Origin of the sequence: Mesotoga sp. Brook.08.105.5.1, assembly GCF_002752635.1 — a bacterium.
Classification (GTDB): Bacteria; Thermotogota; Thermotogae; order Petrotogales; family Kosmotogaceae; genus Mesotoga.
In genome coordinates this window covers 18,454-41,964 of sequence record NZ_AYTW01000010.1, presented here as the reverse complement: position 1 = coordinate 41,964, position 23,511 = coordinate 18,454, and the positions used below count along the sequence as shown (strand labels likewise).

The following is a 23,511-nucleotide window of genomic DNA, read 5'->3' as shown; positions in this document are numbered from 1 at the left end:
GCTCCTGTGAAAGCCAGATGTCCTCCAGGCAACTCATGCGAGTATGTCTACCGGATTCGAGACGACCAAAATAATCGGCTCTTTGCTGAATGAAAGTACTCATCGACTGCTCTCTCAACCATTTTTGCGTTGTTCTTTAAAAGCTGGAGACGACTCTCCCCTTCTTTCTGTGGCCTTCCGGCGGTAATAACAACAACATCGGAATCTGCCGACACATTGTAACTTCCACCGGATATCTTCACCGGTCTCACATACACATTTCCATGACTCAGGTCCATAGCCTGACCCACTGCAAGTTCTGTATTTACATCAACAAGCGCTATCTCTCTTGCAATTCCCTTTATCATTGTTGCATACGCAATTGACGAACCTACCATTCCGGCTCCGATTATCGAGACTTTCATCTATCACCTCCCGACAGGAGTTCATCAAACCAATGTCGGAATCGTGATTCAAGGTTCCGCTTCTCCACCTTCTCGACTATCTCTCCCTTGAGAAAAATGACTCCGCCGGATGCAGTGCCGGCGATCCCAATGTCCGCATCTTTTCCTTCCCCAATTCCGTTTACAACGCATCCCATAACGGCTACAGAAATGTCATCCTCGATATTCCCTACCCAACTCTTCACTTTCCTTGCAAGAGACTCAACATCTATTTCGGCTCTTGCGCACGTCGGACAGGAAATCACGTCAACTCCCTTTCTTAGCCCAAGTGAACGAAGAATGCTCAAGCCTACTTCGATCTCCTGAACGGGGTCTCCCGACATCGATACTCTTATGGTGTCTCCAATGCCTTTCAGCAAGAGTGTGCCAATACCAATAGAAGACTTTACGGTTGAATCAAGCCCGAAACCTGCCTCTGTAACTCCAAGGTGAAACGGATAATCGGTCTTCTCGAACAGGTATTCATTTGCACTCACAGTCTCTGATACCGATGAAGACTTAAGAGAAATCACAATGTCCTCGAACCCTGCACTCTCAAGTATTCTTACTTGCGCAAGAGCGCTCTCTGCAAGAGCGGTGGGTTTGTCGTACGAACCAAAACTTCGGTCGAGAGAGCCAGAGTTTGCGCCAACTCTTATTGGAACACCGAATTCTTTAGCAACCTTCACTGTCTCCCGGACCTTCCATTCCTGACCGATATTTCCCGGATTTATCCTTACCTTTGCTGCACCGTTCTTTATGGACTCAACTGCGAGTCTGTAATCAAAATGAATATCTGCAATTACAGGGATTTTGCTTGATGAGCAAATCTCTTTGATGGCCTGTGCTGACTCAAAATCCGGAACGGAGACTCTTACAAGATCACACCCGGCATCTGTAAGCCTATCGATCTGCTCGAGAGTTGCAGGAATGTCGATTGTCTTGGTATTTGTCATTGACTGAACCGAAACCGGATTTCCGCCACCGACCAAGACATTCCCAACTCTTACGGTTCTACTCATAACCATCTGCCGATATCGATGAACGTAATATAGATCATGAACCCCATGAGTATCATGAAGCCAATCACATTGATTAACCCCTCAATCTTCGGATCCAGTCTCTTTCTGGTAATTATCTCAAGCAAGGCAAGCAACATCCTCCCACCATCCAGCGCGGGGAAGGGAATCATGTTTATCACTCCGAGGTTGAGCGAGATGAAGCCCGCGAGGAAAAGAACTATCCTCGTCCCAAGGCTCACTGCCTGGTCAACTATTGTTACCAGTCCAATAGGACCGGTGAATTCGTTGATGTTCGCTCCTCCAGTGAAGAGGCTGCCAACAACCTTCACCATGGTTATTAGGAGATCGTTTGCCCACTGAACCCCGAGAACTGCGGCCTCAACCGGGCTATCTGGATACCAGTAATCGCTTCCCTGAGAAAAGGCACCGACCTCACTCACGAGAGCAATCATTTCGTTCTTGGTCATCGTTAAGTCAACTACCTGTCCATCCCGTTCCAGGGTAACGACAAATTCTTCAGGGAAGCCGTATCTAGCGAAGGTAGTCTCTCTTCCTGTGAATTGAATTAGAAGTTCGTTTGGTTTCAAGGAGAGGAGCTGACTCATGGTTGTAAGATCATAACTTGTCTCGGTTGTCATCCCGTTTACCGAGACAAGAACATCTCCCTTCCTGAACTGGCCGAAATCAGTTGCAACTATCGGTTTGAAGTTTGCATAGTAGATCCCCATTGCGTAGCGTTCCTCTGCAGGGGAATAAGTCAGGAGCGTGCCGGAAAGATTCGAACCGTCGGCAAAACCAAGTCTGATAGTGCTCTCAGGAGATAGTATGCCGCCGTATCCAACGTAATCGCCGTTGAACGATGCTCCGTTTATTGAAGAGAGAGCATCGCCAAATTCACCTGAGACATTGCCGATCACAATGAAGGCCTCTTGAGGAAGCATTTCTGGGATTAGAGTTATTTCGACTTCTCTGCCTTCCCTAATAACTACTAGATCTATTTTCTCGCCCCTCACAACGGCTTCGCTAAGTCTTGTATTGTCTAGTAGAGTCTTACCATTTACTGAGGCGATCCTATCTCCGGGAAGCATTCCGGACAGTGCTGCAGGAGAACCAAGCTCGACCTTGTCGATCTTGACTTCCTGAAAGCCCCAAACTACTGCTACCAGAGAGAGTATGAGAAAACCCAGAAGCAAAGAAAAGGCCGGACCGGCGAAATAGATAATGAATCTCTGCCAGGCCGGCTTGTTCTGTATCTGCTCGTTATCCGGAACGGAGGAGTCTATAGCATCTAGGTCTTCTCCGGCAGGTCTCACGTAACCGCCAATTGGAAATGCGTTTATCCTGAATGTAGTCTTCTTTCCTTTTTTTGACCAGAGCTTTGGACCCATTCCTATGGCGAATTCTAGAACTCTCACTCCAAAAACCCTCGAGAACAGGTAGTGACCGAGTTCATGAACAACCACTATCCCCGTTAGAATGAGAAGAAAGTACACTATTGCTAATAACATCTATTCACCTCTTCTTGAGCCAATCTTCTTGCCAGAACGTCAATCTCGATAATTTGACTGTAATCGACCGGATTTAGATCATCTGTTCGGGCAACCGTCCTTTCAATTATATTGTAAATGCTCCCAAAAGGCATCCTACCCTTCATAAAAGCATCGACTGCTATCTCATCTGCAGCATTATAAGCGATTTGCTTGCTGACAGTTCCACAAATCTCTCTCGCAAGTGTCAGAGCGGGAAATCTCTCTTGCTGCAGTTCTTCCAGGGCAATTGGTATGCCGGCTATCCTCTCTTCTCCGAAAAGATGGTGGTGCACTGGATAAGTCAGAGAATATGCAATCGGAATTCGCATGTCCGGGCGCCCCACATGAAGTTTCATAACGCCATCATTGTACACAACACCGGCATGAACAAAACTGTTTCTACAAATATAAGTATCAATTTCACTCGATTCGAACCCAAAGAGATATTTCGCTTCAATTACTTCGAGTCCCTTGTTAACCATTGAAGCGCTATCAACGGTTATCCTGTTTCCCATAGACCAAACAGGGTGTTTCATGACATCTTCAGGGCTTGCTTGGTGAATCCTTTCTTTCGGCCAATCCCTCAGGGCGCCGCCAGATGCGGTTATCAAGATTCTCTCAGGGCGAACAGTACCGTCAAGAAGCTGAAAGAGGCCGCTGTGCTCTGAGTCGACCGGGATAAGCTCTACCCCTCTGTCGGCACATCTGTCCGGAAGAAGATTACCTCCACAAACGATAGACTCTTTGTTCGCAAGACATAGTCTGCTGCAGACTTCAGCCGCCTTAAGGCTGAATCTCAGTCCGGCCGCTCCGCTGACCGCAAGCATCACATAATCCGGGCGGGACTTTTCGAGCATCGTTTCTATCCCCTCTTCGCCTTGGAAAAAGGTTGTTTCCGGAAAGGAATCGACTAGATCCTCTTTTTTTTCAAGAGTGGCGGCGAACTTGGGATGAAATTCTGAAAGCTGTTTAGAAAAAGAGACGAAATTGTGGCCACAGGAAATGGCCACAATTTCGATTTCTTCAATCTTATCTACTATTTCGAGTGTCTGTGAACCTATAGATCCAGTAGAACCAAGAACAGCCAACCTTTTCTTCATGACTCAAACTTCTTTTTTATCTCGGCCGGTTCTCCAGAAGTATCTTCAATTATCTTTTGAATCTCTGATTGGGAAAGCGCCATAATCTTCTCGACTTTTTCGGGCACGTTCTGTCTTTTGCCCGGGACGCATTTGTCTGCGTTCTCTTCCTTGTTCGCGACCTTTATGGCAAAGGCAGCACAACCGGGTGATCCGCAGATTCCGCAGTTTATGTTTGGAAGAATCGCAAAGACCACAGCAGCTCTAGAATTCTCTTTCAGTTTTCCCTTGTAACTATCGATTTCTTCCTGAGTCGGTCTTTTTGGTTTTGGCGGCGCTGCTTTTACTTCTTTCCCGGAGACAGCGATCAGTTTTTCCAGTGTCTTTTCCGCATCTTCCTCTGCCTCTTCAAAGAGAGCAGTGAGCTTGTCGACATCCGTGTCCATGATTAGCTTCAGTTTTTCAGGTACGCCGGATCGCTTGCCGGGAATACATCCATCCAGCGGGGCTTTGCCTTCGGCGATAGCTTTTGCAAAGGCCGAACAACCGGGGAAACCACAAGCGCCACAGTTGACGCCTGGCAAAGAGGCTTCGATGAGTGTGATTCTGGGATCTTTCTTGACCGCAAACTTCGCAGAGGCGAAAGCTAGAAAGACACCTGCTCCTATGCCAAGTATGGCCATAAACAGAACTGAATAGACTACTGTCATACACACCGCCTCACAGTTTCACGAGGCCCTGGAAACCCATGAAGGCCATCGAGAGCAAACCGGCTGTGATCAATGCAATGGCAGTGCCCTTGAAGGGCTCCGGAATTTCGGAGAGCTCCATTCTCTCTCTTATAGTTGAGAAAAGAATTAGCGCGAGGGCGAAACCAAGTCCGGCGCCGGCGGCATTAACTATTGTCTCGAGCAGCGTATAGTTCTGCTGAACATTCAGAAGCGCCAGACCGAGAATTGCGCAATTAGTAGTTATTAGGGGAAGAAATATCCCCAGCGCATCATAAAGTGACGGACTGGCCTTCTTCAGGAAGATTTCTACAAACTGCACCAGTGTTGCAATAATCAGGATGAATACTATTGTTCTAAGAAAAGGAATACCCAGCGCGTCAAGCGCGATGTTCAAGAGCCATGTGATTATTGAAGCCATGATCATTACAAATGTAACGGCTATGCTCATTCCAACAGCTGTATCTGTCTTCTTCGAAACACCGAGGAACGGACATATTCCTAGAAATCTAGATAGAACGAAGTTGTTTATTAGAATTGCTGAAAGAAATATGAAAACCAATCTGGTAGCCATCAGTCAACCCTCCTCATTTTGCTGCCTTCTTAGGTTTGCTACGCCTTATTCCAAGGTAGTTGAAGAATGCGGCAAGCATTCCCAGAGCAATGAATGCACCTGGAGGGAGTATCATGGCAAACATCTTCACATCCGAAAGGTGGTAGTTGAAGATTGAGCCATTACCGAGAAACTCTCTTACTGAGCCCAGCAAGACCAGAGAGGCGGTAAAACCAAGTCCCATTCCGAGCCCATCCAGGAAGGATCTGAAGACACCGTTCTTTGAAGCAAAGGCCTCTGCTCTACCGAGAATGATACAGTTCACCACAATCAGAGGGATGAACAATCCCAGAGTCTTCCAGAGATCATAGATGAAACCATGCATCAGCATATCGATCATAGTTACAAAGGAAGCAATTATCACAATGTACGAAGGGATTCTGATCTTGTCCGGAATGAACTTCCTTACGAGAGAGATCGTAATGTTCGACATTGCTAGAACGGCAGTCGTTGCTAGCCCCATGCCAAGACCATTCTCAGCGCTAGTCGTAGTGGCTAGAGTCGGACACATTCCCAGAACCTGAATGAAAATCGGATTCTGCTTGAAGATTCCGTTTGTGAGGACTTTGAACTTAGATTCAGCCATTATCGAACACCTGCCTTTTCCAAGAACTCGGATATAGCATTTAGTGAGAATGCGACGGCTCTTGGAGTTATCGTCGCTCCAGTCATCACGTCACTTACTGTGACTATTCCGTCTTCTTGCTTTCTAATCTCTATCTGATCTCCTGAGGGAGTCACTCCTGCGTCTTTGTCAACCCTTACGCCCTTGTCAAGGCCCTTACTAGCTATAGGGAAGAACCTCTGCTGGACGACATCGTTAGCAATATTGGCTCCAAGTCCTGGGGTCTCTTGCGAGTACTCGAGAACTTTTATTGCGTTAAGGCTAACTCCGTTTGGTCCACTGACGAAGGCAGCCATCGTCTTTACATCTCCGCCATAACCGACCGCGATTCCTATTGCTACGTATATTTCGCTGCCGTCTTCCTTGACAAACTTGTATGCAGGACTTTCAACCTTTCCCTGTGAACTTGTTGCCGTATAGATTATGCCTTCCGATGAGTCGAATCCGGCGGGAAACCATTCAAACTCCGCCAGTTCGCTGGCAGTCTCAGGGATGTTTTCTGCTGCTATAAGCAACTCTCCAGTCTCCGCATCTGTAAGGACTTCTCGGATAGCCTTTAGTTTTGCGCCTAATTCCGCATTGGCGATGGGCTCCTTAACGACAGTATAAACTACCGAAAGAACCAGTGCGGCGATAATAGTAATTACCATCAGAGTAATGCCCGTCTTCAAGTATTCACGCATTGCTCTTCACCTTCTTTGGCTTTCCAAATATCTTGGGCTTGGTCCCCATATCTATTAGAGGCACGAAGGCATTCATCACCAGAATTGCGAATGAGACACCTTCCGGATAACCTCCGAATAACCTGATGATCATAGTCACAGCTCCACAACCTATTCCGAAGATAATGTGCCCTTTGATAGACATCGGGCTAGTCACCATATCTGTTGCCATAAACAGAGCTCCAAGCATGAGACCGCCGCCAAAGATGTGATAAAGAGGCGAACCAAAGCCCGGATTCACCGCATAGAATATCGAGGCCATTATCGCAACCGTTCCGACGTAGGCAATGGGGATAAACGGTGCCACTCTCTTTCTTAACAACAACCAGCCAAAGCCCAATAGAAGCAGCAGCGCGCTAACCTCCCCTATAGAGCCGGGGATAGTGCCAAGGAACATCTCCTGCAATGAGAAAACTCTTGGTGCTCCCTGCTTAAGAATAGCCATCGGAGTGGCGGTGGTCTGCATATCGAACGGATTGAACCATGTTGTCATCTGAACGGGGAACGAGATAAGAAGAAAGACCCTTCCGACCAGTGCGGGATTGAAGAAGTTCTTTCCGAGACCCCCAAATACTGCCTTCGCGATTACTATTGCAACAAAGACACCTATCAGCGCCTGCCACCACTCGACAGATACTGAAAGGTTCAGTGCAAGCAACAATCCCGTGACGGAACCGCTAAGATCGGGTCTGAAGCTCTTTTTCTGTCTTACGAATCTCACCACGAAGAATTCAAGAGCTTCTGCGCCTAACGTACACACAAGGATAAGAGCGAGGGCCTTCAATCCGAACGAAACGACTGCCCAAACTGCGGCCGGAGAAAGCGCTATCAAAACGTCCAGCATTATCTTACGAACGCTGTCTTCTGATCTTAGATGAGGTGCTGCCATCATTGAGAGCTTCACTTCTTCGCACCTCCCTTCAAACTTCTGTAGACCTTCTTATGCAGTTTGAAGTTCTTGACTAGATCGATCTTTGCAGGACAGGCGTAGGAACAGCTACCGCACTCAATGCAATCTAGCAGGCCGTTCTCCACCTGAATGTCGTACAATCTGTTTGTGCCGTAGAGATTGAGGAGAAAGGGTTGGAGGTTCATCGGACAAACAGAAGTGCATTTCCCGCATCTTATGCATGGAAACTCTTCTGTTGGTTTGCTCCTGAGAAGCAGGGTTATCCCGGAAGTGCCTTTGACCGTAGGTACATCAGTCTTAGGAACCGTCATTCCCATCATAGGACCACCGAAGACGGCTCTTTCCACTGATTCCTGCGCGCCTCCAGCATATCTGATCAACTCATCCGCCATTATCCCGATTCTCGAGACCACGTTTACGGGTTTCTTGATTCCTTCACCCGTAATCGTCACGCCTCTTTCGACAAGAGGGCGGCCAAGTTCGACTGCCTCATAGACAGAGAATGCAGTTCCAATATTATCGACTACAACCCCTACATCTAGGGGAAGCCCGCCTGAAGGAACCTTTCTTTTCGTCAGCGCGAATATTAACTGCTTTTCGGCTCCCTGTGGGTATTTTGTTCTTAGAGTCTTCACCTGTATCGAAGTTGACCGGACCGCCTCTTTCATCTTCTCTATCGCCTTTGGCTTATTGTCTTCAATTCCAACGATAGCTTCTTCAACGTTTAGTGCACGCATCAAAGCGAGGATTCCCCTGACTACTCCCTCAGAACGCTCGAGCATGAACCTGTAATCAATGGTAAGGTAAGGTTCACACTCTGCGCCGTTTATGACAAGGAGATCGATTTTCTTATCCTTCGGAGGGGACAGTTTGACGCTGGTCGGAAACATTGCGCCGCCGAGCCCAACAATACCTGCAGACTTAACCCTTTGCACGATCTCTTCGGGTAAAAACTGATCGAATGGTTTTGCTGGCTGAAGCAGGTCCCACTCATCTTCTCCGGTCCTATCTATGACAATCGCATCGTCAGGTTTTGCAAGAGTGGGATGATAATACTTGGCAATCTCTTTAACCTCGCCTGTTAGAGGAGAATGGAGATTTGCAGAAATGAAGCCGCCAGCTTCGGCAATTAGCTGGCCGGTTCTGACTCTGTCTCCAATACTTACAACAGGCTTTGCTGGGACTCCGGCGTGATTAGCAAGAAAAACATAAACCCTTTCAGGAGGCGGTAGAACACTTAGCTGACAATCTTGGGAAAGTTCTTTTTTCTCTGGCGGGTGCACCCCTCCTCTGAAGGTAGGCAACCTCATTTAGTTATCACCTCTCAACCTTAATCAATAGATGTTTGCCTTTCTGGGATCCCGAATATCATGAAAGTGACTGCGACTCAAAATGGAAAAAGCGATTGATATTATCAAACAATAGGAGCGGATCGCTCCGCTCCTATTATAGTACAATGTTTGCGTCTTAACTTAATCTAAAACTACTTTCTGGTTATCCTTCCGCTATCGGCGTAAGCGGTTATCGGGCTTATCTCTCCAACGAACTCAACCACTACATCTGCCAGCACGAATCCGGTGTCGTAACCGGAGAGTCCTGCAAGGACCGTATACCCGTCACCGCCAGAGGCAAGGTAGTTATTTGTAGCAACTTTGTACACCTTATTGTCATCAATGGGTTCTCCGTTCACAAGAATATCCTTGGCCTCGCCATTCTCTATTACATAAGTTACTCCGCTTACCTGAGCCATCGCTCCCTGCCCTGGTTCTCTGGTTGCCGTGTACTCCAGAAGATCTCTGAGGGCTGTCCCCGGTACATCAACAACGTAAAGTGTATTTCCGAACGGGAGTACTGTAAGAATGTCGCGATATGTGATCGGACCAGCCTGAATTGAAGCTCTGATACCACCGGAATTGGTTATTGCAAGGTCCGCTCCGGACTTCCACACCATCGCGTCACAGATCAAGTAACCGAGGTTTGTGTCTTGGGCTCTAACTACTCCCCTGTCACCCTCAAGCTTGATCGTTGTTTCACCGACAACTATGCCAAGAGCTTCTCCTCCGGCCTTCTTGAAGTAATCAAGAACAGTTGCCACTGCGAAGTCAGGTTTTATCTCTTCTGCCAGGACAGGAAGATTCCTGAAAGAAACGAAGATTACCGTTCCGTCGACGATTTCTAGATCGAGCTTGCCCACATTCTTTGCCCATTCTCCAGCAGAAACGATAATTGTTTCGTTGATTATTTCAGGTCTTTCATAGAAAGTGTGGCTGTGCCCGTCAACAATAACATCGATTCCGTCAACCGCCTTGGCAAGCTCCCAGGAATTCGGGCCCGCAAGAACCGGATTGCTTCCCATGTGTGTAAGAGCGATAATTATATCCGCCTGGGCCTCCAGAACCGGTATGATTTCCTTGGCGATTTCTATGACATCCATCCATTCGTAGTCCTTGGCGTACAAGTATTCAAGGATTTCAGTCTCCTGAGCAGTGAATCCTACTATTGCAACCTTTATTCCGCCAACTTCCTTGATAATGTATTCCTGGAAGGCCGGTTCTCCGTCCTTGTAGATATTGGCGCTGAGGAACGGGAAGCTAGCAATGTCCATCTGCTTAGCAAGTACCGATGCGTCGTTGTCAAATTCGTGATTTCCGATAGCCATCGCATCGAGTTTCATAAGGTTCAGTGAAACTATGTCTGGAGCTGCATCCTGCAGGTCCGACTCTGGAACACCGGTGTTCATGTCACCTGCGTGCAAGAAAAGAGTGTTGGGATTCTCCGCTCTAGCCTGGTTGACCAGAGTGGCTACGGCCGCAAGCCCGCCGAACTCGCCCTCTGGCCATATGTGTCCATGAGTGTCGTTGATATGGACAATCGTAAGTCTCTGAGCCATGACAAATACGGCCATGACCAACAGTAGGGTAATCAAAAGAACTTTTTTCATACTTCTACCTCCTTATAGAATATCGGTGATTTCTCCAATTAACTCGAAATCGAAGTGCCTATCTCCTTCACTTATATGGTAATTGATTATTTCTATTTCTGCGCAGTTTGAAGAGACAGTTCTTGAGCTTTTTGTAACCAGGAAACCGTTGAGTTCCGTTTCGGCCGGCTCTGCAAGATACAACGATTTCACAGTGAGAGCCAGTCTGAAATACCAAGAACCGAGGCGCCTCGCATTCATTATTGTCTCTAAGGGAACAAGCGATGTAACAATTGTCGTACAGATTATCAGTATAGCTATCAACAACGAAAAATAAGCTACTCCTTTGCCTTTACTCTCTGGGCGAGATGGTCTTGCCGCCTGCCACATCTCCCTCGAAGTCCTCCTCTTTAACGTGATTAAGAACTGCGCTGTTTCTACCTATCTTAAGATTCTCGGGAATGATTACGTCCGATCCGACAACGACAATACCCGAATCATATATGTGTGGTTGAGATTCGTGTGGCACTTCGTCTCCATAACCAACAACCACCCCATCTCTAACTGTCGTTCTCTCTCCAATTATCCCCTTGTCTATGACCACATTGCTTCCAATTTTGGAGTTTGTCATAATCACAGAATTCTTAACAACCGAACCTTCTCCGATCTGCACGCCTTGGAAGATAACTGAATTCTCTACTCGACCGTAAATCTCTGCCCCTTCGTTAATCAGGGAATTTCTGACATGAGAACTGGTTCCGACGTAAGCAGGGAGATACTCTTCCGTTTGGGTGTAAAACCTCCAGGAAGGATCGTGGAGGTTCAGTGGCGGAATAGGCCGTGTTAGCTCTATGTTTGCTTCCCAGAGAGATTCGATCGTACCGACGTCTCTCCAGTATCCTTCGAAGACGAAAGCGAAAAGCCTTCCAGCGTTATCATGTACGATCTTCGGCAAGATGTTCTTCCCGAAATCATTGTCACTCTCGGGATCCTTTTCATCTTCGATTAACCTTTCTCTAAGGAACTTCCAGTCAAAGACGTAAATCCCAAGAGAGGCAAGATCCGACTTCGGTTGTTCAGGCTTCTCCTGAAAGTCGACTATTTTGTTTTCAAAATCCGTTATCATCATGCCGAATCTATTAGCTTCAGACAGCGGAACACGCATACATGCTACTGTTCCCGTGGCACCTTTCGAGAGATGATAATCAATCATTTCATTGTAATCCATAGAGTAGATGTGGTCGCCAGAAAGGATTACAACAATTTCTGGGTCGTAATCATCGACAAAATCAATATTCTGGAATACGGCATTTGCCGTTCCCTTATACCAGTTTGAATCTCCCTGAGCGATGAACGGCGGGAGAATGACTACCCCCCCATCCTTTCTGTCAAGATCCCAGGGACGACCTATTCCGATATGCCTGGAGAGAATGTGAGGCCTGTATTGAGTAAGCACACCAACTGCGTAGATTCCAGAATTCACGCAGTTACTAAGTGCAAAGTCGATTATCCTGTACTTGCCTCCAAAAGGCACCGCCGGTTTTGCAACCTCATCGGTTAGTAATCCCAGTCTTGTACCCTGTCCGCCAGCTAGAATCAATGCTACTACTTTTTTGGCCATACAATCACCCGCCCTATATTACGCCGTGTTTTTCGATCACTGTGGGCTCTTCGCTCTCACCAACGAAACTTCTCCCAAGCCTAACTGTGCAGTACTTGTCCATAATTACGTTTTCTATGTAAGCGCCTTCTTCGACGAGGCAGCCCTCAAGGAGAACTGAGTTCTTAACGGTTGCCCCTGCCATAACTCTAGTATCTCTGAACAAGACTGAATCTTCGATTCTTCCTCCAATTACGCATCCATCTGCAATGACTGAGTTGTTCATAGATGCCGTTCCGGTGATCTTCGGAGGTGGGAGATCCTTTAGTTTCGTAAATACTCTACCGTTCTCGTAAAACAACTCTCGTCTGATCTGAGGATCCAGGATATCGAGATTTGTCTTGAAATAGCATTTCTTGCTCTGCTTGATATCCCGCCAATACCCGTTGTATCTGTACTCTCTAACATTTAGCGAAGAGAGATTAGGAGAGATAATACCCTTAACAAGCTCGTTATAGCCGTTGGGAACCGCTGAGTAGAGAAGTTCCCGCAGGAGGAACTTGTTTACGAAGTAAACTCCAAGAGCAACGCAGTCTCCCTCATCAGGGTTCTCAGAGGCATTTTCCTTCTCTATCCACTTTATTACTCTTCCGTTCTTGCATATGACTCTATCCATACCTTTCATACCACATTCACCATTCTTGTTTCCTGTTAGGAGGGTTATGTCGGCCACCGTATCGAGATGATACCTGAATATCTTGGTAAGGTCAGTCTTGAAAATATGATCTCCAGAACCAATCAGTACCGAGTCTTCGTTCCCTCTCCGAAGTATGTCTATGTTCTGGAACAGAGCATCTGCAGTTCCCTTGTATCCCATGGAAGGATTATACGGTGAGTAGTAAGGCTGCAGAATGAAAAGACCGCCCTGTTTCCTGTCAAGATCCCATTCTTTACCGGAACCTATGTGGTCCATTAGGCTTCTAGGGCTGTATTGAGTAATAATGCCAACCTTCGATACCCCGGCATTGATCATATTACTGAGCGTGAAATCGATGGACCTGTACTTTCCGAAAACCGGTAGTGCGGCACTTGTACGAACTTGCGTAAGGGAACTCAAGTACTCACCTCGTCCACCTGCCAGGATTATTCCGAGAACTTTCATATGATCACCGCATTCCAGATCTGGATGCGATCTTCCTCCCTTCATCTCGAATTTGTTAGTCAGTACTCCATTAATGGTAAATTGGTCATGAGAGAGACCCCGGGTAAAGACAACTCGCCTACGCCGTCCAGATAACTCTGCATAAAATGGACAGCCTTGTCGAAGGCATCGCTGTAAAGTTCTTCAAAGGTCTTTTTACTCTCCCATCCAGCTATACTGTGAAACCAAGGTTTCATTTCCAGATTCAGCGGATCTGTATGAGTGTCTTTGAAAAAAGCCTCTTCCGGAGAGCCTTCCTTGATGCTGAATCTCTTGAGAATGATGCCCAGTCTGGAACGACCGTATATCCCCGCGAAATACTCGTTCATAGAGTTTATTGCCTTCTGGATAGAACAACCTTTCACTCCGTAGTACTCCTCAGCAATCGCTCTGTAAAGATCTTCTAGAGCTTCAGGTAGAGACTTGGAAAACTCGGCAGTCGGATCAAGGTCAAGAATAACCGCCTCTACTCTGTTCTTCAGTATTACTTTGTCTATCATTGTCTCAAGCTGCTGATACTTATATCCATTTCCCGCACGGGCGACAATATAATGATTAACGGTTGCATCGAGAAAGTAATGGCATATCGCCCCGAGAGAGTAGAAGCGAGAGATCTCTTCGGCTCTTCTGCAGACCTCTTCGGCAAAATCATCACATCTCAGCGTATGAGAAAATCTCCAGAGAGAAAACTCCGGATCTTCTCTTGAGCAATACTGTCCAGGATCAGTAAAGAGGCACCCAAGATTGAACTCCTCTCTTTTGTCGGCTTCAAGATCGAGTCCTATTTCTTCCAGAACATCTTTTCCATACATGATATGAGTCCAGAAGCCGGGCAAAAAACTCACTCCTTCTCTACGAAGCCCCACAGACACTTCAAATAAAGGCTTTCAGGAACCTCCAAAAGCCACGGATGATCAGGTGACTGCAGAGTGATCGCCAAATGCGAAAACCTCAAGCCTCTTCTTTCTGTTGATCTTCTTACAGACTCTACTAGATGCTCAATCCCAATATTGTAGGCGCAAGTGCAGAGGCCGAGGATTCCCCCATCCTTCATTAACGGTAGCGTGCTCTCTACTAGCTTTCTGAAAAGTGAAATTCCATGCGGAAGCTCTTTCTTATGCTTAACAAAGGATGGCGGATCCAATACTACTATATCAAAATAGTCATTCTTTTCAAATTCATTAAGGAAGGCAAGAACATCGCTCTGGACTAACTGCAGCCGGTTATCCACCTTGTTCACTACGGAGTTCAGTCTTGCCCTTTCTAGATCTTCTTCCGACTTGTCAACACAAATCGCCTCTGCTCCGGAGAATGCCATGTTGAGTCCAAAGCCGCCCGTAAAAGAGAAGAGATCTAGCCCCTTTTGAAGCGACAGCTCCTTAGTAATCTTTCTGCAGAATGCTCTGGAGTCTCTTTGGTCAAAGAAGAATCCGGTCTTCTGGCTGTTCTTGACATCTACAAGAAATCTTAGGCCGTTTTCCTCAATTTCGATTGAGTCCGGTACTTTCCCGCAAAGCAGGCCGGTGTTTCTCTCAATTCTGTCGTCCACCCCCATCTCAAAGTCGCTGCGTTCGTAGATTCCTATCGGGCTCAGAAGATCTGAAAGAAGGGTGACGATCATTTGCTTTCTTTCCTGCATGATCAGATTTCTGAACTGCACTGCTAAAAAATCGCCGTATCTGTCAACTACAAGTCCAGGAAGTCTATCCCCCTCGCCATGGATAAGCCTGTAGTAAGGTGTATCGAAAAGCCTGTCTCTTTTCTGCAAGGATTTATTCAGAAGCTTTCTGAAGAAAGCCTCTCCCAGTTCTTCATCATGATTAGTTAGAACCATTATCGACCTCGTTGAACCAGGGTTGAAGAAGCCTTTCCCCAGGAACTCGTAAGTAGAAGAGAAGACATTGACTTCGCTTACTCTATCTGCAGAGCCTTCAAGAGAGAGGATTTCATCTTTGAAGATCCACGGGTAAGAATTCAACACCTTTCCTTCCTTTCCTTTTTTTATTTGCGCAATTAGCATCAGAGCTGCCCTTCAATCAACAGAGAATAGTCAAGAATCTCAGTTTTGTCAAAGAAGATATTCGTTTCGCGAATTGCACTTTCAATACTGTCTGAAGCGTGGATGAGGTTCTTTCTGACGGAGACGCCGAACCTTCCACGAATACTTCCCGGGTCTGCCTGGACCGGATCGGTTTTTCCAATGAGGATTCTCAATCTCTGAACGGCATCCTCACCTTCAAGAACTATTGCCACAACTGGGCCAGATTGTATGAAACCGAGCAAAGGTTCGTAGAAGTCTTTCCCGGCATGCTCCCTGTATAGTTCTCTAGCTTTAGACTCTGAAATCATGAGCATTTTGAGAGCTAATATCTTAAGACCTTTTTCCTCGATTCTTCTGATTATCTCTCCTACGAGGCCTCGCTGAATAGCGTTTGGCTTCAGATAAGCAAATGTTCTCTCCATAATACTTCCCTCCAATCAAATTCGTCATTCATTGCTATAATTAAAACATGGAGTGGTTCAACGGAGTAGTTAGCGACAGACTTGCCCGATTCTTGGCTCGAAATTCGGGAATAAGCGTGACTTTGGTAGGCAGAGACAGCGAATACTTGAAGACTTCGGCTTTGTCATTGGTCGAGTCCGATCCAAAATGGAACAGAAAGAGATATATTGAAGATTTTCTTCTTATAGAGCCTGAGAAAGGGAACATCGGAATTGACAGAGTGCGGGATATTGAAGAGATGATGCTCCACAAGCCTTCGGGAGGCAAGAGAAAGTATTTATTGGTCCATCAATGTGAAAAGATGACAGATGAGAGTGCAAATGCCTTCCTAAAAATACTCGAAGAGCCTCCCTGTTTTGCAACGCTGATAATGACCACTACTTCATGGCAGTCTCTTCTTCCCACAGTAAGGAGCAGAACGGTCTCTGTCGTTGTTGATGTTCCTGAAGAACTGATAGGTAAATTGAGAGATAAGTATGGGAATAGCGTATCGAGAATCTACGCATGTGCGCGACAGAACTTCTCTGTTCTTCGGTTCTTTCTTGATCAGGAAGTCGAGTCCATAGACTGGGGTTCGATGGAGGTTCCTTCAGACCTCAACGGACTGGTTTCTGTACTGTCTGAGAGTGAAGTTAACGAGCCGATAGATATTGTTAGACGAAGAAGAGCATTTGCTGCTCTCTGCAGAAGCATCGTAGAATCTGACAAATTCTTCACAACCTTCAGAGAAATCTCGCCTCTATTCATTGGGCAGGGCTCATTTGAAAGATCGCGTGAGCTCGTTGAAGTAGCCAGAAGCATACTGAGAGATGTAGTAATTCTATCGGCAGATACTTCCAGTAACTCCGTTGTAAACCTCGATCTGATAGAATGGCTAGTGAGTTTCGTGCCGGGAAAGGAGATCCTGGCAGATTTTGCTTGGTGTGACAGGTTCCTTAGACAGAGGACTTCATCTCAGAACTCGAATCTCGTTTCATTCAGAGCTCTGTACTCGGTTTCGAGGAGCCTCGTAAGAAGAGAAAACGGAGGTAATTCAGATGCCTGAAATATATGGAACTGTATATGGAGTCGAGTTTCACTCTGTTGGCAAGCTTTATCAGTACACATCTAGTGAACAGCTCCTAAAGCAGGGAGATCGTGTGCTTGCAATGAGTGAGTTCGGACTGGATGTGGGTAAGGTCATGTATGGACCAGTTGAGATTCGCATAGATGACTCAAAGGAAGAGCTGAAACCGATCGTTAGGGTAATGACTGATGAAGACTGGGAGACTCATGCAAAGAACAAGGAAGAGGCCGAAGCTGCTATGAATACCTGCCAGGAGCTGATAAAAAAGCACTCGCTTCCTATGAGATTGCTCGAGGCGAGATATATGTTTGATCGCTCAAGAATAGTCTTCTATTTTGGTGCCGACAGCAGGGTCGATTTCAGAGAGTTGGTGAAGGATCTTGCCAGGGCATTCAGAACGAGGATAGAGCTCAGGCAAGTTGGAATAAGAGATGAAGTTAAAATGACCGGCAGCCTCGGGTTGTGCGGCATGACAGCTTGCTGCGTCCGCTTCTTGAGACAGTTTGAGAGTATAACGCTCAAGCATGCGAAGAAGCAGCAATTGTTGATAAACCCTGCAAAGATATCCGGTAGGTGCGGAAGACTGCTTTGCTGTCTATCCTATGAACAGGAGCTCTATGAAAATGAGTTATTGGATATCCCTGATGAAGGGTCTCTTGTCGACTATGAAGGAAAGACTTGCAAGGTTCTAACGGTGAACATCTTCATGAAAGTGATCACCCTGGTTGCAGATGACGGCCAGATGCTCAAGGTTCAGTTTGATGACTTTAGAATGAGCCAGAGATCTATTATTCAGGACACAAATCCCGATGAGTTAATAAAGAATAGAGACGAGGATATTTCGATTGACGGTTGAAGTGTGAATGGAGGTTGGATATGGCGCGTTTGCTGACGAAAGATGAGATTAAGAGACTAGAAAACCTTGGAAGAGTGTGCAGGGGAGACATCATAAAGATGACCACAGTTGCGAATTCCGGTCATCCGGGCGGTTCAATGTCATCGATAGACATATTCCTATCCGTTTATGATTTTGCAGAGAAAGATCCGAAGAACCCCTACGATCCCGAACGCGATAGGGTTGTTGTAAGCCACGGTCATACATCTCCCGGGGTATATGCGACACTTGGGAGATTGGGTTTTATAGACATTGACGAGGCAATTGCCGGATTCAGGCATCCCGGATCGATATTCGAGGGTCACATCACAAGAGGGATTCCTGGCGTAGAATGGACTACAGGAAATCTTGGACAGGGGTTGTCCGTAGGTGTTGGCATGGCCCTTGCTTCGAAAATCAGAGGGAAAAACAACAGGGTGATAGTAGCCATGAGTGATGCCGAACAGGCAAAAGGTCAGGTGGCGGAGGCAAGAAGAACGGCCAAGAAATACGAGCTCAATAACCTTGTTGTTGTTGTCGACTACAATGATGCTCAGATCTCCGGAAAAGCGAGCGACATAATGTACGTGGACATTAAGGCAAACTATCTCGCTGATGGATGGAAGGTTATAGAGGTCGACGGCCACGACTATGCCGAGCTCAATGAAGCTCTCGTGGAAGCGTTCGATTCAAGAACCCCCGCAGTCATAATTGGCAGAACAGTTATGGGAAAAGGTGTTTCCTTCATGGAGGGTGATGTTTCGTATCACGGCAAACCTCTGGATATGGAGAAGGCCGCCTCTGCGCTTGCCGAGCTTGGCCTTGAAAGTGATATCGAAAGATATGTCGAAATGAGGAAGGAGCTTCCCACTTATCATGAACATGTGCGCCCCATAGACGAAGTGGTAAGACCGGTCACGGGAGATTCGATTGTTTATCCTGTTGACAAGAAGACCGACAACAGATCGGCCTTTGGAAGGGCTCTCGCAGATATTGGAAAGCTGAACAAGGGAAAAGTTCCGATGATGGTTGTTGATTGTGATTTGAAACCCTCAACGAAGGTAAACGAGTTCGAGAAGGTCTGGCCGGAGAACTTCGTTCAGATTGGAGTTCAGGAACATAATGCGGCAACGGTTGCCGGTGCTGCGTCCGTATGTGGTGTGCTTACTTTCTTTGCAGACTTTGGAGTCTTTGGAATCGATGAAACCTACAATCAGCAACGGCTGAACGACATAAACAAAGCAAACGTCAAAGTTGGGGTGACCCATGTGGGAATAGACGTGGGAGAAGATGGAAAGACTCACCACTGTATTGATTACATTGGGGCCTTGAGGAATCTATTTGGCTTCAAGCTGATCGTACCGGCAGATCCAAATCAGACGGACAAAGCTGTAAGGTATGTGAGCGCGACTGAAGGAAACTTCGTCATTGCCATGGGCAGATCTACTATGAATCCAATTTCCGATGAAAATGGAAGAGCTTTCTTCGGCGATGGATACAAGTTTGAATATGGCAAGGTCGATGTTGTCAGGAAAGGAAAGGGTGTAACCATAGTTACGACCGGTCAGGTAACCCATAAGGCCGTTGAGGCTGCAGATAAGCTCAGGTCAGAGGGAATAGAAGTCACGGTTCTTAACGTCAGCTGCCCTCTAGAAGCGGATTTCGATAGCGTCAAAGAACACTTGTCCAAAGTCGTTATAACCGCAGAAGATCACAATGTGGAGAGTGGATTAGGCACGATTCTATCGGACTATTTGATCGACTCGAAGATAATGCCTGAGAGATTTGAGAAGCTTGGTGTAGAGAGATATATGTTCTCCGGTGATAATGAGCTGCTATTCGATCTCTGCGGTCTTTCGAGCGGCAAAATGGTTGAGAAGATCAGGAGAATTGCCCGGTAATGCTAAGCGTCGAGGAAGAAAAGCAAGTAAATGAGTTTTGCAGAATAAACGGAATTGAAGCAAACAGAGAGCTCGCTTTCAGGGCTCTCTGCCATTCCTCGTTCACCAACGAGCTCGCGCAGAACGGAGAGAGGATTCTGGAGTCAAACGAAAGGATGGAGTTTCTCGGAGATGCGGTTCTTGAACTGTCACTTGCGAAAACGCTGTTTGATGAATACTCATTGTCCGAAGGCGACATGTCGAAAATCAGGGCGATGGTTGGAAGCGAAAAAGTCCTTTCCGATGTCGCAAGATTCATGAGGATAGGAGACTTCGTCTTTCTGGGAAAAGGAGAGAGGCAAATGGGTGGGTCTGATCGAGATTCTATTCTCGCAGATACGTTTGAGGCCGTTCTTGCTGCAGTCTTCTTGACAAGTGGATTTGAAGCCTCGGTCAGTTTTGTTCAGTCAAAGCTTTGCGACTATATTGATCAGGCGGTCAACGGCGAGTTGATTCTTGATTACAAGACCTCACTTCAGGAGTTAACCCAAGCTCGTTTCAGTTCTAGACCATCATATGAAACGATTCTGGACGAAGGACCACCTCAGGACAAATGGTTCAAAGTCGGTGTTTTCTTGGATGGAAAGATTGTCGGTGAAGGAGAGGGTAGGACGAAGAAAGCGGCAGAACAGCTTGCCGCGAAGCACGCTCTTGAAGCTCTTCGTAAAGGGCTCGATAAGGCAGGTGCTGAGAAGTGAAGTACAGACATTTAGTCTCTTTTGTTTCAGAAGAAGAAAGCGACTTGATTGAGGGAATCAGCTGGAATGAAGGATTCTCTAATCTCTTCTTCGAGAAGACCGTCGACTCTGGAATTGCTCTGCATGTACTTCTTGAAGAAGGGGAGGAACTACCTTACTTCCTAAGTAAGATGGAGTTCTCCGATCTAGGGTTCACCGAACAAAAGGATTGGTTCGAGAAATGGAAAGAGACTCTGGTACCGTTCGAGCTCTGCAAAAGCGTTGAAGTCCTTCCTCTTGAGGAAGAGAAAAAAGTAGTCGATCCGAATAAGATCGGAATTATACCGGGAATGGCGTTTGGCACTGGCCTTCATGAGTCAACGAAGCTGGCTGCCTCTCTTCTTGTTGAAGCCGTTGTCAGAGGCTCTAGAGTTCTTGACGTGGGTTGCGGCACAGGTATCCTCTCGGCAATTGCTGCGAAGAAGGGCGCATCACAGATCGTGGCGCTCGACATAGACGAGCACTCGGTAGAGAAGACCAATGAGACAGCAAGGATAAATGATGTGTATATAGATGCAAGACAATCGGAATTTCTCTCCTCTGTAAAACCCGAAGAGCGTTTTGACATAATTGTCTCGAATATGATTGTGGAGCTTTTGAGAGAATTTGTTCTTGACCTAGAGAGATTTCTAGATGAACACGGTACCGTAATCCTCTCGGGAATTTACAAAGACAAGTTCAGTGAGATCGGAAACCTTATTGAAGGAACCTTTCTTATAGAGAGCAGCAGGGAAGACGGAGATTGGAAAGCGATAAAATTGAGAAGAAAATAGTCTCTCTTCAACTAGGAAGAGAACTGAAGAACGACTTCAGAGTAGCCAGAGTCTGCAAATGGGGATTTCCGCAAGTTATTGAGTCCTCCCTCATTTCTTATGGAAAGCCCTTCCCGACACTTTTCTGGCTGAGCTGCCCCTTTTTGAAGGAGAAAGTCTCCCGTCTTGAGAGCGGGGGAATGATAACTGAATTCGAGAAGAGAATCGAACGTGACGGCGTTTTTGCAGACGAGTATCTCAAAGCTCATGAAGAAACCACGTTGATCAAAAAGAGAATCCTCGGTCGGTGCACTCTATCTGAATCGCAGAAGTTGCTGCTGCTTGGTAGAGGTATTGGAGGGATAAGAAATCTGAAAATGGTTAAGTGTCTTCACCTGCAGTTGGCTAACTTTCTTGGCGGTGTGAACAACCCCATTGGACGAGAAGTATGGAGTCTCTTAGAAAGAACCCGTTGTTCATCTGAGAGAGTCATTTGCAGAGAGTTGTTGAACCGAAATGAATGAACAAATACTGAACAAGGCTTCGCAGCTTCCGGAAGAACCCGGAGTTTATATCTTCAAGGACGAAAAGAATGCAATAATCTACGTAGGAAAGGCAAAGAAGCTGAAGAGGAGAGTCCTCTCATACTTCAGAGAGTCGACGTGGTCTCAGAACGAAAAGGCCAGACGCATCGCCGAAGAGTCGGAGGATCTGGACTTCATAATGGTCACATCCGAAAGAGAGGCTCTGCTTCTCGAGGCCAACCTAATCTTCAGTAAAAAGCCGAAGTACAATGTATTCCTGAAGGATTCGCGTACTTATCCATACATATACATATCCGCTGAGGAGTATCCTTATATTGCGATCACGCGAACAAAGGAGCTCGAAGGCACTTATTTTGGTCCATACACGAGCGCCGGACTTGTCAGAAAGCTACTCGAATTCCTACAGAAAGTCTTCAAGATTCGCACATGCACATATGATCTCGGCAGGATAAAGAGACCCTGCTTTCTATATCATCTGAAAATGTGTTCGGCACCTTGCGTTGAAAAGGTCTCTCCTGAAGAGTATCAAGAGCAGCTTTCTGCGCTAACCGAATTCCTTGAAGGGGACACGATAAAAGTTAGAGAAGCTCTCCTCAAGAGGATGACTGTATTGTCGGAGGCTCTTCAGTTCGAAAGGGCGGCAGAAATAAGGGACATTCTGTCGTCGATGGATGACCTTTACGCCTTTCAGGGGGTTGAAGCCCCGCTAGATTTGAAGGCAGACATATTGGCCGTTTCGGCCGGGCTCGCTGCCCTGCTGCAGGTAAGGGGAGGAATGCTCTTGGGAAAGCTGGTTTTCGACTTCCCGGATGGTACTCCTATGGATTTCATTACCCAGTTTTACTACGCCAAGAAGAACAGAATTCCAAAGTCTTTAATCGTAACCGGTCTGAAGAAAAAAGATGTGAGGCAATTCAGAAGAGATTTTGATTACATTGGAGATCCCCGTGATGAGCAGGAAGAGAGACTTCTGAGTATCGCCTTCAAGAATATCGACGAAGAGCTGAAGATAAGACTGAATGCGGCTCATTCGCTGCGACAGGCTCAGCAGATACTTGGACTGAAGAGATTTCCCTCGAGAATCGAGGGAATCGATATCTCTCATACACAAGGTCTCTACACAGTCGCTTCAGTAGTAGTTTTCGATAACGGTAAGCCGAACAAGTCGGAGTACAGAAGGTACAGAATAAGCGAGCTTGAAGAACCAAATGATTTCGAAGCAATGGCAACCGTAGTCAAACGGCGATACACAAAGTACCCTCTCCCCGATCTTCTGCTTATAGACGGAGGAGAACCTCAGTTGAGAGCAGTTGAGAAGGCATTTGCAGAGATAGGGATCGAAGAATACGAGATAGTTGGACTCGCAAAGGAGTTCAACGAGCTTGTGTTTCTTGATAATCGCGACAGAGTAAGACTCAAAGAAGAACATCCGGTGTTGAGAATGATCATCTCTATAGACAATGAGGCGCATCGATTCGCAGTTAACTATCACAGAGTTCTGAGGGAGAGGAGATTTCTAACTTCGAAGATAGATGATATTCCAGGAATAGGACCCAAAAGAAAGAAGGCACTCTTGAAGGCCTTTGGAAGCATCAAAGGAATCTCAAAGGCCTCTGAAGATGACCTCCGCTCTGTCTTGAAAAACAGTAAGGCGGTTGAAGCCGTAACGAGATGGGCTAGTGAAAAAAGTGGAGACTAAGCTCCACTTTCATCTCTTATCGGC

At 46.5% G+C, this 23,511-nt stretch carries 24 protein-coding genes; 7 read left to right on the top strand and 17 right to left on the bottom strand.

Features of this window, described 5'->3' with window-relative positions:
• Window positions 1-47: 47 nt before the first annotated feature.
• From V512_RS14910 to ndk, 17 genes are all read right to left on the bottom strand, one after another.
• Window positions 48-404, bottom strand: coding sequence for a hypothetical protein (locus V512_RS14910; protein WP_243392259.1), 357 nt, complete (start codon window positions 402-404; stop codon window positions 48-50).
• The gene (gene ispG / locus V512_RS04895; protein ID WP_099829349.1) at window positions 401-1,444 is read right to left on the bottom strand and encodes a flavodoxin-dependent (E)-4-hydroxy-3-methylbut-2-enyl-diphosphate synthase; all 1,044 of its coding nucleotides are present in this window, start codon (window positions 1,442-1,444) and stop codon (window positions 401-403) included. The genes V512_RS14910 and ispG overlap by 4 nt, the downstream gene beginning before the upstream one ends.
• Entirely contained in the window at window positions 1,441-2,952 is a 1,512-nt protein-coding gene (locus tag V512_RS04890) for a site-2 protease family protein (RefSeq protein ID WP_099829344.1), read from the bottom strand. The genes ispG and V512_RS04890 overlap by 4 nt, the downstream gene beginning before the upstream one ends.
• Window positions 2,943-4,073, bottom strand: a complete 1,131-nt coding sequence (dxr, locus tag V512_RS04885) for a 1-deoxy-D-xylulose-5-phosphate reductoisomerase (RefSeq protein WP_099829343.1) — start codon at window positions 4,071-4,073, stop codon at window positions 2,943-2,945. The genes V512_RS04890 and dxr overlap by 10 nt, the downstream gene beginning before the upstream one ends.
• On the bottom strand, window positions 4,070-4,762 hold the full coding sequence (locus tag V512_RS04880) for an RnfABCDGE type electron transport complex subunit B (RefSeq protein WP_099829342.1): 693 nt from the start codon (window positions 4,760-4,762) through the stop codon (window positions 4,070-4,072). The genes dxr and V512_RS04880 overlap by 4 nt, the downstream gene beginning before the upstream one ends.
• Before the next feature lie 10 nt (window positions 4,763-4,772).
• Window positions 4,773-5,354, bottom strand: coding sequence for an electron transport complex subunit RsxA (gene rsxA / locus V512_RS04875; protein ID WP_099829341.1), 582 nt, complete (start codon window positions 5,352-5,354; stop codon window positions 4,773-4,775).
• A gap of 13 nt (window positions 5,355-5,367) precedes the next feature.
• Window positions 5,368-5,979 (bottom strand): electron transport complex subunit E, encoded by a 612-nt coding sequence (locus V512_RS04870; RefSeq protein WP_165775344.1) that lies wholly within the window; start codon window positions 5,977-5,979, stop codon window positions 5,368-5,370.
• Window positions 5,979-6,701, bottom strand: a complete 723-nt coding sequence (locus tag V512_RS04865; RefSeq protein WP_099829339.1) for an RnfABCDGE type electron transport complex subunit G — start codon at window positions 6,699-6,701, stop codon at window positions 5,979-5,981. Before V512_RS04865 ends, V512_RS04870 begins: the two co-directional genes overlap by 1 nt.
• The gene (locus V512_RS04860; protein ID WP_099829338.1) at window positions 6,694-7,644 is read right to left on the bottom strand and encodes an RnfABCDGE type electron transport complex subunit D; all 951 of its coding nucleotides are present in this window, start codon (window positions 7,642-7,644) and stop codon (window positions 6,694-6,696) included. Before V512_RS04860 ends, V512_RS04865 begins: the two co-directional genes overlap by 8 nt.
• Window positions 7,641-8,960 (bottom strand): electron transport complex subunit RsxC, encoded by a 1,320-nt coding sequence (gene rsxC, locus V512_RS04855; RefSeq protein WP_099829337.1) that lies wholly within the window; start codon window positions 8,958-8,960, stop codon window positions 7,641-7,643. The genes V512_RS04860 and rsxC overlap by 4 nt, the downstream gene beginning before the upstream one ends.
• Window positions 8,961-9,133: 173 nt before the next feature.
• On the bottom strand, window positions 9,134-10,591 hold the full coding sequence (locus tag V512_RS04850) for a 5'-nucleotidase C-terminal domain-containing protein (protein WP_099829336.1): 1,458 nt from the start codon (window positions 10,589-10,591) through the stop codon (window positions 9,134-9,136).
• A 12-nt stretch (window positions 10,592-10,603) separates the two neighbouring features.
• Window positions 10,604-10,960 (bottom strand): hypothetical protein, encoded by a 357-nt coding sequence (locus V512_RS04845; protein ID WP_099829335.1) that lies wholly within the window; start codon window positions 10,958-10,960, stop codon window positions 10,604-10,606.
• Window positions 10,923-12,191: a glucose-1-phosphate adenylyltransferase gene (locus V512_RS04840; protein WP_099829334.1), complete on the bottom strand. Its 1,269-nt coding sequence runs from the start codon at window positions 12,189-12,191 to the stop codon at window positions 10,923-10,925. The genes V512_RS04845 and V512_RS04840 overlap by 38 nt, the downstream gene beginning before the upstream one ends.
• Before the next feature lie 13 nt (window positions 12,192-12,204).
• Window positions 12,205-13,332: a glucose-1-phosphate adenylyltransferase subunit GlgD gene (gene glgD / locus V512_RS04835; protein ID WP_099829333.1), complete on the bottom strand. Its 1,128-nt coding sequence runs from the start codon at window positions 13,330-13,332 to the stop codon at window positions 12,205-12,207.
• 59 nt (window positions 13,333-13,391) lie between these two features.
• Window positions 13,392-14,216 carry a zinc dependent phospholipase C family protein gene (locus V512_RS04830; RefSeq protein ID WP_243392258.1) on the bottom strand — a complete coding sequence of 275 codons (825 nt, stop codon included), beginning with the start codon at window positions 14,214-14,216 and terminating at the stop codon, window positions 13,392-13,394.
• A complete protein-coding gene (locus V512_RS04825) occupies window positions 14,213-15,391 on the bottom strand; it encodes a class I SAM-dependent rRNA methyltransferase (RefSeq protein ID WP_099829331.1) in 1,179 nt (392 codons plus the stop codon). Before V512_RS04825 ends, V512_RS04830 begins: the two co-directional genes overlap by 4 nt.
• Window positions 15,391-15,834, bottom strand: coding sequence for a nucleoside-diphosphate kinase (ndk, locus tag V512_RS04820; protein WP_099829330.1), 444 nt, complete (start codon window positions 15,832-15,834; stop codon window positions 15,391-15,393). Before ndk ends, V512_RS04825 begins: the two co-directional genes overlap by 1 nt.
• A 47-nt stretch (window positions 15,835-15,881) precedes the next feature.
• On the opposite strand from ndk, the gene V512_RS04815 reads away from it, so the two are divergent.
• Genes V512_RS04815 through uvrC form a run of 7 tightly spaced genes read left to right on the top strand, consistent with a single transcriptional unit; the run spans window position 15,882 to window position 23,487 of the window.
• The gene (locus tag V512_RS04815; RefSeq protein WP_099829329.1) at window positions 15,882-16,919 is read left to right on the top strand and encodes a hypothetical protein; all 1,038 of its coding nucleotides are present in this window, start codon (window positions 15,882-15,884) and stop codon (window positions 16,917-16,919) included.
• Window positions 16,912-17,796: a regulatory iron-sulfur-containing complex subunit RicT gene (gene ricT, locus V512_RS04810; protein WP_099829328.1), complete on the top strand. Its 885-nt coding sequence runs from the start codon at window positions 16,912-16,914 to the stop codon at window positions 17,794-17,796. The genes V512_RS04815 and ricT overlap by 8 nt, the downstream gene beginning before the upstream one ends.
• A gap of 20 nt (window positions 17,797-17,816) precedes the next feature.
• Entirely contained in the window at window positions 17,817-19,715 is a 1,899-nt protein-coding gene (locus tag V512_RS04805; RefSeq protein WP_099829327.1) for a transketolase, read from the top strand.
• Window positions 19,715-20,452 carry a ribonuclease III gene (gene rnc, locus V512_RS04800; RefSeq protein WP_099829326.1) on the top strand — a complete coding sequence of 246 codons (738 nt, stop codon included), beginning with the start codon at window positions 19,715-19,717 and terminating at the stop codon, window positions 20,450-20,452. The genes V512_RS04805 and rnc overlap by 1 nt, the downstream gene beginning before the upstream one ends.
• A complete protein-coding gene (locus V512_RS04795; RefSeq protein ID WP_099829325.1) occupies window positions 20,449-21,264 on the top strand; it encodes a 50S ribosomal protein L11 methyltransferase in 816 nt (271 codons plus the stop codon). Before rnc ends, V512_RS04795 begins: the two co-directional genes overlap by 4 nt.
• Entirely contained in the window at window positions 21,234-21,767 is a 534-nt protein-coding gene (locus tag V512_RS04790) for a DUF501 domain-containing protein (protein ID WP_099829324.1), read from the top strand. Before V512_RS04795 ends, V512_RS04790 begins: the two co-directional genes overlap by 31 nt.
• On the top strand, window positions 21,760-23,487 hold the full coding sequence (gene uvrC / locus V512_RS04785) for an excinuclease ABC subunit UvrC (RefSeq protein WP_099829323.1): 1,728 nt from the start codon (window positions 21,760-21,762) through the stop codon (window positions 23,485-23,487). Before V512_RS04790 ends, uvrC begins: the two co-directional genes overlap by 8 nt.
• The last annotated feature ends 24 nt before the right edge of the window (window positions 23,488-23,511 follow it).